Source organism: Vibrio bivalvicida, assembly GCF_001399455.2.
Classification (GTDB): Bacteria; Pseudomonadota; Gammaproteobacteria; order Enterobacterales; family Vibrionaceae; genus Vibrio; species Vibrio bivalvicida.
The window spans coordinates 316,048-328,271 of record NZ_LLEI02000043.1 but is presented as its reverse complement, the minus strand read 5'-3'; the positions used below and the strand labels follow the sequence as shown (position 1 = coordinate 328,271).

Sequence of the window (12,224 nt, the reverse complement as noted above, 5' to 3'; positions counted from 1 at the left end):
CCTCGCTTGTTTGCCAACGGCCTAATTGCTTGTGTTGTGCTGCTACTTGCGACAACAACTTCGTTTGCTCTTAATACTCAAGAGCAACGTTGGGTTGAAGCTGTACGTAAAACCTATGGCGATAGAGCGGGACGGCGAGTCGAGACATGGCGTAAAGAGATGGCACAATATAAGTCGGTCCCCGAACGGGATAAGCTGACCAAGGTTAATAATTTCTTCAATCAACTCAATTTCGTTAATGACATCCGCTTGTGGGGTAAGAACGACTATTGGGCAACCCCACTTGAGTTTCTTGGTAGCAACGCCGGAGACTGTGAAGACTTCACAATCGCTAAATATTTTTCTCTACTTGAACTGGGTGTATCAGATAAGAAACTACGCCTGGTGTATGTTAAAGCCATAGAGCTTAACCAGTTTCATATGGTATTGGCTTATTACTCGAAACCAAGCGCAGAGCCGATTCTATTAGACAATATCAACCCACAGATTAAACGCGCTTCTAAGCGTCGGGATTTATTACCGATCTACAGCTTTAACGGTAAAAATCTATGGCTTATGAAGTCTAAACAGGGACAACTCGCAGGGAAGTCTTCTAGGCTAAGCCTATGGAATGATCTCCGTGCGCGCGAGAAATCGCTAAAACTTAATAAACCAGTAGTCAACTATGATGAGTAGGCAATATGACTTTATATAAACAACTTGTCGCGGGAATGATTGCGGTTATTTTGATGCTGTTAATTTCGGTATTTATCATCGAATTTAACACCACTCGAAATAACCTCATTCAACAGCAGCGTTCCGAGGTGAACAACACCATCAACACGGTCGGTCTAGCACTGGCACCGTATTTGGAAAATAAAGACCAAGTCGCCGTTGAATCTGTGATTAACGCCTTGTTCGATGGGAGTAGCTATTCAGTCGTACGCTTGATCTTCCTTGATACCGGAGACGAAATCCTGCGCTCTTATCCGATTAAACCTAACAACGTGCCAAAGTGGTTCACTCGCCTCAACCTGTTTGAGAAAATTCATGACCGACGAGTGGTCACAAGCGGATGGATGCAGTTAGCAGAAGTTGAAATTGTCAGCCACCCTGGGGATGCCTACACCCAGCTTTGGCTCGCATTTGAACGCCTAGTGATCGCTTTCTGCCTTATCATGTTGATTGGTTTATTCTCTATCTCGTTCATTCTTAAACGCGCGCTTCGTCCTTTGCAGCTCATTGTAAGTAAGATGGAGCAGGTAGCCAATAATCAGTTTGGTGAGCCACTGCCGCGACCAGCAACACAAGATCTTATCTATGTTGTTGATGGAATCAACAGCATGTCTGCCCAGCTTGAAAAGTCATTTAAGGCTCAGGCTAAAGAAGCTCAACAACTCCGTGAACGTGCCTACATCGACCCAGTATCTCAGCTTGGCAACCGTGCTTACTATATGAGTCAGCTAAACTCATGGATTGGTGAAGGAGGGATCGGTGGCGTTGCTATCCTTGAAGCAAGCTTCATTCGTGAACTCTATGAAGACAAAGGCTATGAAGCTGGTGATGGCATGGTTCGAGAGCTTGCTGATCACCTTAAAGTGTCTATGTCCTCTCCAGATGTGACACTTGCGCGTATCTCTACCGAGGAGTTTGGTTTTATCTTACCTAACGTTGATGACTCTGAGCTAAAACTGATTGCCGAAAGCATTGTGACTTACGTCCAAGACATCAACGCAGACCCGACAGGCATGGCGACCGCTAACCTCTCGCTAGGTGTGGTTTTCAATAAAGCATCTACAAATTCTACAGAACTGCTTACCATGCTTGATAACGCGCTCGCCAATGCCAAGTCAAATCCTGAACTCGACTATGGTTACGTGACAGGTGAAGACACCGACAATCTAATGGGCAAACAGCAATGGAAAAACTTGGTTGAAGAAGCAATCAGTAATGATTGGTTCAGCTTCCGCTTCCAAGCTGCCAATAACAGTTGGGGTCAAGCCTATCACCGCGAGGTCTTTTCTGCGATAGAAAAAGACGGCGAAAGATACAGTGCAAACCAATATCTATTTGCACTAGAGCAGCTCAATGCCAGCCACTTGTTCGATGAGTACGTAATTCAAGCTATAGTAGAACGATTAGAAACTGGCGAGTTCACAGAACCTGTTGCTATTAACATCGCACAAAGCAGTATCTCTCAGCCGAGCTTTATTCGCTGGGTTACCCAGTTGCTCAACAAGCATGCTTCAGTTGCCACGTTGCTGCATTTCGAAATACCTGAAAACTGCTTTATCAACTCTCCTCACCACACTGCCCTGTTCTGTAACGCAGTACGTGGTGCTGGTGCCGATTTTGGTGTCGATAATTATGGGCGTAATTTCCAGTCATTGGATTACATCAATGAATTCCGCCCTGCGTACGTGAAGTTAGACTATCTGTATACTCACCACTTAGATGATGAGAAACAGAAGTTTACTCTCACGTCGATTTCGCGAACGGCCCACAACTTAGGGATTAAGACCATCGCATCTCGTGTCGAAACACAGACTCAGTTAGATTTTCTTTCTGAGCACTTTATTGAAGTCTTCCAAGGCTTTATCGTAGATAAATAATGAGCAAAAGGTTATAGCATGCAGGACCCGCTATTAAATTCACTTATCTACGTCAGTCGATACTATGGATTAGCAAACTCACCCGAGGCATTGATCAATGGCTTGCCGTTATCTGACGGTAAGCTAACACCATTCCTATTCCCCCGATCAGCCGAACGCGCCGGCCTAGTGGCAAAAGAAAACCGTTCAGCGCTTAACGAGATTTCACAGCTCGTATTACCAGTAGTTTTGATTTTAAAAAGTGGTGATGCTTGTGTTCTCAACAGCATAAATGATGACAAAACCGAGGCAGAGATCGTCACAGGCGAGTCTGGTTTAGTGCCGATTTCTATCGATGTGAAGGATCTTGAAGAACTTTACATCGGTCGATACTTTCTGGTTAAAAAGCAGTTCCGTTACGATGAACGCTCACCAGAGGTACTCAAGACCCGTGAAGGGCACTGGTTCTGGGGTACAATTTGGCAATCGAAAAGGATCTATCGCGATGTACTTATCGCCTCGATTTTGATCAACCTCTTTGCTGTCGCCGCCCCAATGTTCACCCGTTTGGTGTATGACAAAGTTGTTCCTAATTTGGCGTTCGAAACCTTATGGGTATTGGCAAGTGGTATCTTTGTCATCTTCCTATTCGACCTTACTCTCAAGTTATTGCGTAGCTACTTTATTGATGTGGCAGGAAAGAAATCCGATATTCTAATCTCCTCCAAGTTATTTAGTAAGGTAATGGGGATTCGAATGGAGGCTCGACCTGCCTCTGTCGGTGCTTTTGCGCGTCACTTGCAAGAGTTTGAATCAATCCGTGAATTCTTCACCTCAGCCACGATAGGTTCTCTGATCGATTTGCCATTCGCGGTTCTGTTCTTGCTATTAATTTGGCTGATGGCTGGAAACTTGGTGATCGTACCTATCGTAGGTGTCTTGATTCTAGTCATTTATTCTGCATTAATTCAAGGACCGCTAAGACATACCATCGAAGAAGGATCGCGTCTAGCCTCGCAAAAATACGCTAACCTAATCGAGAGTCTATCTGGCCTTGAGACGGTAAAATTATTTGGTGCACAAAGTCAGTTCCAGTTCCGTTGGGAAGAAGCCGTTGCTCACATGGCAAACTGGAATATCAAGAGCCGTCGTATTACTGATGGCATTCAAAATACTGCGGGCTTTGTTCAACAAGCTTCTAATGTAGGGATGATCATTCTCGGCGTTTACTTGATCTCTGAAGGTGAACTTACTATGGGTGGTTTGATTGCCGCGACCATGTTAAGTGGCCGTGCTATCGGCCCTATGGTTCAGCTCTCATTGCTTTCGACTCGTTACAACCAAGCCAAGTCCTCAATGACAATCATTGAGCAAGTGATGTCCATGCCGGATGAGCAAGAAGAAGGCAAGCGCTATATTCATCGCCCTATCATCCACGGCAAAATTGAATTAGACAAGGTCACATTCCATTACCCTGACTCGCCTATGGCTTCTATTCGAGACTTGAGTCTAACCATTAATCCAGGTGAGAAGGTCGCCATCATCGGCCGGATCGGCTCTGGTAAGACGACTCTAGAACGCTTGATTATGGGCTTATATAAACCGACTGAAGGCCACGTCCGAATTGATGATACCGATATCGACCAGTTACATCACATCGATATCCGCAGAAACATCGGCTGTGTGCCACAAGATAGTCAACTATTCTACGGTAGCATCCGCGACAATATCACGCTGGGCCGACCACTTGCAGATGACCGGGATGTGCTAGATGCAGCAAACCGAGCTGGTGTGACAGTATTTACCCAACAAGACCCAGCAGGTTTAGAGCGCCAAGTAGGTGAAGGGGGAATGTTGCTTTCAGGCGGTCAACGCCAAGCCGTCGCTATTGCACGCTCACTACTCGGTCGCCCACCTGTTTTGTTAATGGATGAACCGACGAGTGCGATGGATAACCGCTCTGAAATGCATATTAAGCAACAGCTATCGCAACTGAAGTCGACTGAAACACTGATTCTAATTACCCACAAAACATCCATGCTTGATGTGGTTGATCGGGTGATCGTAATGGAAAAAGGTTGCGTGATTGCCGATGGGCCGAAATCTGACGTTCTTAATAACCTTAAACAAGGTAAAGTGAGAGCGGTTAAGTAACTTCAAAAAAAACACGTAAAGAAAAAGCCATTCGGATAACCCGAATGGCTTTTTGCTTAGTTATCTATTAGTGCTTAGTTAGTCGGGCAATTGGCCGCCCCCACTTCTTTCCAAACACCCCATTGACCAGATTGAGCTGGATCATCACCTTTTGTCCACCATTTTGCTTCCCAAACTTTTCCAGCCCAAGAAACTTGGTTGCCACCAGTGTATACGGCGGAAGCATCCCATAAGTTGTTACAAAGGTCCCCACCCGATGACTTCTTAGCCACCACAACAGTCGTAGAAGCCGTCGATGTCGCTTTACCATCGTTAACCATGACAGTAAACACTAGTGAAGTATCCGCGGTATATTCAGCCGCAGTAAAGATCACACTTGAACCGTTGACTGTCGCGTTTAGGCCTGTAGGGAGATCCCAAGTGTAGGTAAGAGGGTCATTGTCAGCATCTGATGAAGCCGATGCATCAACCACTACTGTATCGCCCGCATTAACATTTGCAGGGGCAGTCACTAACGCTACTGGGGCTTGATTTACAGGAGGAACGTCTTTAGGGTTTACTGTAACCACCACTGTATCGGAGGCTGAAGCACCTTCATTATCCACTACCGTCAGTATAAAGCTTAGTGTTTCTGCTTGGGCCACTTCAGTAACATCAAAACTTGCTGTCGCTGTGTTTGCCCCGCTAAGGGTAACCGCTGTTCCAGAGACCTGCACCCATTGATAGCTTGCAATAGTACCGTCGGTATCTGAAGACGCACTACCATCTAAAGTAACACTTGCAGGCCCAACTACCGTCGCATCTGCGCCAGCATTAGCTTGAGGTGCACGATTGACCGGAGTACCACCAGCTAAGCCTTCATGCATTGCATTTAAGATATCGCCGTTGTCCGCATCAATTTCCCACGAGAATAGACCCGCTAGACCCAAGTTACGAACGTACGCACCTTTGGCTTTCACTGAACGGTCGTCATCAAACGTAATCAATTGACCTGATGTGCGATTCCAAACCCACGCAGCTTCAGCCTGCGCATCGTAACCGTACTCAAAACCATTGATTCCTGTGTTGTTCGCACCAAGCATATGAGCTTTGACGCCTTTGTAATCAATAACACCCGCTTCCCATACACCTTGAGCAGTTGTGCCTGTAAGTTTACCGTTGCCCACGCCTGTCATTGGGTCAGTAGGATCGGATAACGTGTCAGGTGTAACACCTTCCCATCCGCGACCATACATTGCAGCACCGAGAACTAGTTTACTTGCTGGAACCCCTTGTGCGAGGAGGAGTTGAATACCGTTATCAGAGGTGTAAGCTGGGCCTTTGTAAGGTTCGCCATTTTCATCTACGCCAGTACCATCACACTGACCAGGGCGCATAAAGCTACCACAGTAGAGCGCAGTTTGATGACCAACAACGTTATTCCATCCACCATAGAAGTCATAAGTCATCGCGAAGATGTAGTCCATGTACTGAACCGCATCAGCATAATTCACGTCTTCAATTTTATCGTGACCAACACCAATGGCTGACGTCAACTCATAGGTACGCCCGGTTGATGCTTCTAATTCATCGAGCATTGCGCGCAATTCACGCATCAAAGCAACATAGGCAGGACCATCATTTACAGGGTCACCAAGATCAGGTGCAGCACCACCACCACCAGGGAATTCCCAGTCAATATCCACACCATCGTAGAATTTCCAAGTCGTTAGGAAACGCTTAACAGAAGCAACAAAAGTGTCTCGGTTTGCTTTGGTGGTGAAGTCAAAAAATGGGTCTGATAAAGTCCAACCGCCGATAGAAGGGATGATTTTTAGATCTGGGTTGCGTTGCTTAAGAGCCATCAGCATGGCGTAGTTACCCTTAATTGGCGAACTATATTCGTGCCCTGCCTGCGAGAAACTTTTTTGATACGCAGCCCAAGGGTCGTGAATAACCACTTCGTAATCGGGCACTCCCTGACAAGCGGTCATCAGTGCATTGTAGCTATTGCCACCGACTGACTTGACTGACTCATTTGGACCACAGATTGGGATAAAGCCATAAAGGATGTGCGTAAGATTGTCGGCAGGCAAGTTATCAACTGTGTAATCTCTACCGTAGATACCCCACTCAACGAAATAGGTCCCGACAACGGTATTAGGGTCAGTATTGTAAGATTTGTTGTTTGGATCGATATTCATGGTCAACGGCTTTAAGTGCGAGCCATCGGTATCAGCCACCGTTATTTCAACGGGTGCACTAACACTACAACCGGTGGCATCACACGCTTCTATAGTCATTTGATAAAGGCCACCTTTACCATACTTAAAGTTCGCTGTTGTTTGGCTTCCAGCAATTGATCCGGTTGCCACCTGAACACCATCAAAGTAGACCTTATACGTGTCGCCTGTGGTACCACTCCACTGATTAAACTTGACGGTGATATCGGCTTCATCAAAGTACTTGACCATTTGGTTGTAACCAGACGTTGTCTCCATCGCCAGTTCAATTTTAGAGAACTGCAAATTATTGGAGCCATACACGTCAACACTTGGAGCCGTTGGTGCCGCTATCGCTGTGCCCGAGAACGCAAATGCAATACTCGCAGCACACAATGTAATACGATTCATACCTATTTCTCTCATTCCTTGTTTGTTCACTCTAATGTCAGAGCAAAAACTGTCCTCCGACGAATCGAAGAACACCACTTACAAGTATTTAAGAGACTTTTTTTTTGTAGAAAAAAATAAAAGCTATTTTCGAGTGATGATTAGAAATTAGTTCGTTGTTACTAAGCTGTTACATTACAAAGGGGATATCGAGCCAAAATTTATAAACCTCCTCCAAACCAGAATAAATGACATAATAATCAGAAATTTACAGGTAAGAATTCCATATAAATATAAATAGTCCACATAGAAAACTGCCACGGCGGAAAGGCGTTGTGGCAGTGTATATTAGAGTTTTTGATTTGTTAATTGCCGCTACTTGGACTTAAAACGCGCCGTGAAATGACGCAGTACTGGTGGTTCATACTCAAATGACAGCCCTTTCAGTTCATGCGCTCGTTCCTTGAGCGCAATGATCGCATCCGCTATGTAATCCATATGATCATTGGTATAAACACGTCTTGGAATAGTCAAGCGCATCAATTCAAGTTCAGAGGCTTTTTGCTCACCAGTATCTGGGTCTCGACCAAGAAGCAATGAACCAATTTCAACGGCGCGAATCCCTGCTTCAAGATACAACGCATTACACAGTACCTGTGCAGGAAACTGATCAGCGGGAATATGAGGTAATATTTTCGCCGCATCGACAAACACCGCGTGACCACCCGTCGGGGTTTGAATTGGGATACCCCCTTCGCGAAGGCGTTCACCTAAGTACTCAACCTGACTAATACGGTAATGGAGGTAATCCTCATCGGCTCCTTCGTACAAGCCACGCGCCAAAGCTTCCATATCGCGCCCAGCCATACCACCATAAGTAACAAAACCTTCCATCGGAACGCAACGAGTACGGACAGCTTGAAACAGTTCCTCATGATCACGAATACAGCAAAGACCACCGATATTAACCATGGGATCTTTCTTAGCTGACATAGTGAGCATGTCACCGTACTGGTACATTTCACGAATGATTTCCAAAATCGACTTGTCTTGATAACCCTCTTCGCGTTGCTTGATAAAATAAGCATTTTCACAATAACGGGCGGAGTCAATCACAACAGGAATGTCATTCTTTGCTGCAATTTCATATACCGCACGCATGTTAGCCATCGAAACTGGTTGTCCACCAGAGCTATTACAAGTCACCGTGGTAATGATGGCACAAACATTCTCTGGGCCGTGGGCTTCGATGGTTGACTGGAGCTTATCTAGATCGAAATTTCCCTTCCAATCGTAAGGTGTTGTAGTATTAAAGGCATGTTTATCAACGACATTAATCGCCTTGCCTCCATTAAGCTCGATATGACCAGCCGTCGTATCAAAATGGTAGTTGGAGATAAATACCGGATCTTTACCACCACGAACTGTTTTCATTCGTTCGATGAGAGCAGGAAACAGTATCTGCTCAGCACCGCGTCCTTGGTGGGCTGGGACTGTTAGTTTATAGCCAAAGAAGTGTTCTACTGCTGCGCATAAGTTGTAATAATTGCGGCTCCCTGCGTAAGACTCATCTCCCATCATCAAACCAGCCCACTGATTATCACTCATCGCCCCTGTACCAGAGTCCGTCAGCAAATCAATATAGACATCATCGCTTCTGAGTAAAAATGGGTTCAATCCCGCTAAGTTCAACGCCTCAACACGATCGTCATATGTCGTCATTTTGATCGGTTCTACCATTTTGATGCGAAAAGGTTCTGGAATACGTTTCATCATTAATTTCCTTTAAATAGATCAATTCCCCCGCAATAGGTTCACACGGGTATATTGGTTTATAAGATTGCTTTGGGCGCAAGACGCGCCACTAGGGATTAACGAAGAACCGTTTCTTTATTCAGTAGTGAGAGGGTGTAGTCAACGTTGTACCATGGCGACAACACTAGTCTGCTGTCTAACATATCGGTATATGCCATAGCGTTATCCTCCTGATTCATTGAACACTTAATTAATATAGTCTAGTTATTATCCAGATTACCGTGAAAGGTAGCTCAAATTTATAAACTAGCGTGGCTCATTAACGTGAGCACTAGTTAAGATTTGATGAATTTTTCGAACTTCTTACATTCGCATCTTGAAATCATGCGACGAGATAGGCACTCTCTTTGCAGTTTAAGTGCCTGTTTATTAGGAACCAAAAATGAAAATAAAAACAACATTACTTGCTGCAATCGCTTTAGGTACCAGTGGTCTCGCGGCTGCTGACATCACTATATCGATTCCAGACACTATCGACGTCTTAGTGGTGAACGATGCAAAACCTGAGCTATCAGGAAGCTTCTTTTCATCCAAAACGCTTACGCTACCCAATGGGGAAAACCAAATCCTGTTCACTTACCAACCTTACTTCGACCAAGGTAAAGATCGGATCATTCTCGAAAGCGATCCGATTGTTGGAACATTTAACGTTGCTGACCAAGAACTGAAATTTGACTTACCGAAGTACCGCAATGAGCACGAAGGTTCAAAGAAAATTCGTAACTTAGAATGGTCTTTAAAAGGTGAAGACGGTCAATCGATCGAGATGAAACAAGACAAGTTGGTTAAAGACGGGATGCAAATCGGTCGCAACCACAAAATCGAATTGGCTGAGTATAATCGTCGTGGTGGCGTCGCAGCAATTTCAACAGCAGCGGTTGTGCCAGTTACGTTACCAGCACAGATTAACGGTAAGCCTGTAAAAGCTGGCGATAACACAGCAGAAGAAATGCTGCATTTCTGGTACAGCAAAGCAGATGCTGAAACTCAAGCTCGCTTTAAAGCATTTGTGAACCAGTAATAATCTATAGCCAGTACTAAACAAGTACTGGCTTTTCACTTTCTTGCCCGGTTGAAATCCGGTAGCACTCTTCCGCGTTATCAACTAAACACTTGAATATTTTGCGATCTAATTGATTGCTGTTGACCATCTCTTTAAGAATAGCAACCGCCTCGCCTAAAGGCAGACCTTTTCTATATGGCCGAGACTGAGTAAGCGCTTGAAACACATCTGTAATGGCTATCAATCGACTCGGCTCATCTAACCGAGACGCATCCAGACCTAATGGATAACCCGATCCGTCAAGTCTTTCATGATGATTGGACGCCCATTCCACAATTTGTTGATTGGTAAACATTCGCTGTATGGCATGTCGCGAATCCGTCGCATGACGTTTGATACATGCATATTCTTCATTCGATAACTGAGCCGGTTTATGCAAAATCGCACTCGGCGTTTTTAGTTTGCCAATATCATGAATCAATCCTGCCAGATAGAGCATTTTTCTTGCCCGCTCTGAATAACCAAGCTTATGAGCAAAAAACTCGGCAAGTTGAGCAACGTGTAAAGAATGCTGATAGGTGAAGGAACTCTTCGCGTCAACGATTTGTGCAAACAGCTCCGCCACCTCGATTGACTCATCTAGTCCAATCGGGTTGCGATACAGAGGCTCAAAAGTATAAGATAAGCTTTCGATATACCTTGCCTCCATAGAGAACCAGAAATCATCACAGTGAATGAGCTCACTCATAAAACGGACCTGAGTTGGTTCAAACATTGATCCCGAGTTAGCTTGCAACTCTCCAACGATACTGTGCGTACTCTCTTTGCTAATATTGCCATAACAATCTAAGCCGTAATTACCATGCAGATAATCGACCCGATCGGCCAGAAACAATAACGTTGCATATTGTTTAATGTCTTCGCTGACGCTGTGCATCACTTTTAATTCTTGCCACCAAGTGTGATGTAGCAATATTGGTGTTGCAAGCTCAGATAAAGGTCGACAAGCTTTCAAGAGTTCATAACCCTTAACACAGTGTTTACGCGTGTTTTTAGGGGCTAGAGTGGTCAACAACTCACCGATTTCAGCGCTTTCAGATACGCCACAATCGTGGATTAACCCGAGCGAAAAGATCACTTGGCATCGCTCTTCACTCCATCCCATACGTTGGGCACAGCGATAAGCGATATAGGCGACTCTGTGCCCATGATAAATATCATCTACACCAACCGCATCGAGGGCATAAGCAATTTCAAATAATACGCGACGCAGATCAACACTGACATCGTCTATAGGCACTTTCATACTGACACTTCAGTCATTTATAAAGAATTATTATGCCCGTCAGGATATACGATAGCAGTATCAATAAACCATATATTGTAAATGGTTACTAACAGAAGTGTGAGCCGTGCTACCTAGCGCGCGTTTTTCGTGCTAGAAATCAAACTCTTATTGCAGCTTATCGCTCTAGCTATCACCTTTGTAGTTTGCTACGTTAGCTCTAACCAATATATGCAAGGAGTGGAGCATGTTTACACACAAAGTAGATGATGAAATATCTCTCGCACTGGTGCAAGAATCTTTTGCCACCAAATACAGTGAACTCGTCGCAGATCAGTTTGATTACTTATCCCAGTGGCTCGCATGGCCATCTCACTGCACAAGTGAGCAAGATTTCCGTCTATTCGTACAGCGCGTTTTGCATGAGTATGCCGAAGGAAAAACCATTACTTGTGCCATTGTGTACCGCGGGGAAATCGTTGGAAACTGTAGCTGCTTCAATATCGACTATGATACTAAATGCCTAGAAATTGGCTATTGGTTATCAAAGCACCACCAAGGCAATGGAATCGTCACTCGCGTTGTCAAACATCTAATCGAATTTTCCTTTAACGAGTTAAACATGGAAAAAGTCCAACTTTCGGCAGCGGTAGAAAACCGAGCAAGCCGGAGTGTTGCTGAAAGGTCAGGAATGACGCTGGAAGGTGTGATCACCAATCAAGAAAAAATAGGTGAACGAATTCTTGACCATACTATCTATGGCATTCACAGAAATCGCTAGGGTTGTCTTGACGCTGAGCACAATT

8 protein-coding genes are annotated in these 12,224 nt (G+C 44.8%); 5 read left to right on the top strand and 3 right to left on the bottom strand.

From position 1 onward, the window contains the following. Positions 1 to 24 precede the first annotated feature (24 nt). From APB76_RS15875 to APB76_RS15865, 3 genes are read left to right on the top strand one after another with little or no spacing between them, the layout of a single operon-like run. Positions 25 to 675, top strand: a complete 651-nt coding sequence (locus APB76_RS15875) for a transglutaminase-like cysteine peptidase (RefSeq protein ID WP_371717672.1) — start codon at positions 25 to 27, stop codon at positions 673 to 675. Positions 676 to 680: 5 nt separating this feature from the next. Next, entirely contained in the window at positions 681 to 2,591 is a 1,911-nt protein-coding gene (locus tag APB76_RS15870) for a bifunctional diguanylate cyclase/phosphodiesterase (RefSeq protein WP_049843292.1), read from the top strand. 18 nt (positions 2,592 to 2,609) lie between these two features. Beyond that, a complete protein-coding gene (locus APB76_RS15865; RefSeq protein WP_049843293.1) occupies positions 2,610 to 4,724 on the top strand; it encodes a type I secretion system permease/ATPase in 2,115 nt (704 codons plus the stop codon). 74 nt (positions 4,725 to 4,798) lie between these two features. Here APB76_RS15865 and APB76_RS15860 read toward each other — a convergent pair whose 3' ends face one another. Together APB76_RS15860 and APB76_RS15855 are read right to left on the bottom strand one after the other, a co-directional pair. After that, positions 4,799 to 7,336: a glycosyl hydrolase family 18 protein gene (locus APB76_RS15860; protein WP_054961899.1), complete on the bottom strand. Its 2,538-nt coding sequence runs from the start codon at positions 7,334 to 7,336 to the stop codon at positions 4,799 to 4,801. A 354-nt stretch (positions 7,337 to 7,690) separates the two neighbouring features. Next, positions 7,691 to 9,088, bottom strand: a complete 1,398-nt coding sequence (locus tag APB76_RS15855; protein WP_049843295.1) for a tryptophanase — start codon at positions 9,086 to 9,088, stop codon at positions 7,691 to 7,693. Between the two features lie 424 nt (positions 9,089 to 9,512). Here APB76_RS15855 and APB76_RS15850 point away from each other — a divergent pair, with 424 nt between their 5' ends. Beyond that, a complete protein-coding gene (locus APB76_RS15850; RefSeq protein ID WP_054961898.1) occupies positions 9,513 to 10,151 on the top strand; it encodes a DUF2057 family protein in 639 nt (212 codons plus the stop codon). Positions 10,152 to 10,167: 16 nt separating this feature from the next. On the opposite strand, the gene APB76_RS15845 is transcribed toward APB76_RS15850, so the two are convergent. Next, a complete protein-coding gene (locus APB76_RS15845; protein ID WP_054961897.1) occupies positions 10,168 to 11,439 on the bottom strand; it encodes an HD-GYP domain-containing protein in 1,272 nt (423 codons plus the stop codon). Between the two features lie 226 nt (positions 11,440 to 11,665). On the opposite strand from APB76_RS15845, the gene APB76_RS15840 reads away from it, so the two are divergent. Then, positions 11,666 to 12,199, top strand: a complete 534-nt coding sequence (locus tag APB76_RS15840; protein WP_054961896.1) for a GNAT family N-acetyltransferase — start codon at positions 11,666 to 11,668, stop codon at positions 12,197 to 12,199. Positions 12,200 to 12,224: the final 25 nt, after the last annotated feature.